General features: G+C 55.1%; 1 protein-coding gene. It reads right to left on the bottom strand.

Features of this window, described 5'->3' with window-relative positions; all coding sequences use genetic code 11:
- Nucleotides 1-351: 351 nt before the first annotated feature.
- Nucleotides 352-859, bottom strand: a 508-nt coding sequence (locus tag ACMV5I_RS29545; protein WP_414825976.1) for a transposase, incomplete at its 5' end; no start/stop codon positions are given.

Raw genomic sequence — 859 nt, 5'->3', positions numbered from 1 at the left:
CTGATGGTGCAGCATCGCGATGAGTTATACGTAAAAACGCCGGTTTTGCTGTGTTTTTAATCTAAAAACCATTTTTCAGGCGCACTTATCCAGAGCCGGGGTCTGAAGCCATCGTTTTTTTGCCATCCGATGTAACCTGTCTGACAGTAATTCCGTCGCATGCCTGCCCGCCTCCGCACCGGAAAATCGCAGCCGATCGCCGCACAGGATGCATTGGTACGGGTCTGTGCCCAGGAAGCCTTTCATCAACACCGCGAACCCGGGGCGTCTGGGCTTATCTCGTACCGTCATTCCCAGCGCGTTATACACTTTCGGCAGCAGTGAGCCTCGTTTGCGATTGGCCAAAAAGCCTTAGTACCGCACCATTTTAAAATGCCGCGCCGGAATATGGCTGATATAGCGTTGTAGCATCTCTTCCTGGGTCAGCTTCTGGCGTTTGTGTTGCTGCGTGCTGTGGTCGTAGTAGTGATGAACGATCGAGCCACCGCGGTAATGTCGGAGCTGGGAAGCCGCCACCGGCGGGCGCTTCAGATAACGGCCGAGGTATTTCACGCTGCGCCACGCGCCACGGGTCTTTTTGGCGAAGTGGATTTTCCAGGCGCGGCGATACTGGGCATGCAGGTAGCGGCGCCACCGGTCCTCATTAAGGATATGGCCGAGGCCCGGCATGTCACTGGGGTTGATGTGCGTATAGTTGTCACGCAGCAGGTAAATGACGGCGTTACGCCAGATTTGTTTTACATCATTCTTTTTAAAGAACAGGTGTCGCCAGGTGTTTTGTTTGACGTCGAGGCCGCCACGGGTGACGGAGACGTGGATATGCGGGTGCTGATTGAGCTGCCGGCCATAGGTGTGGAGT

Source organism: Serratia sp. T13T92 (assembly GCF_047530105.1).
GTDB classification, from domain to species: domain Bacteria; phylum Pseudomonadota; class Gammaproteobacteria; order Enterobacterales; family Enterobacteriaceae; genus Chania; species Chania fonticola.
Note: the sequence above shows the minus strand (reverse complement) of the source record. Positions and strands in the feature narration are given on the sequence as shown.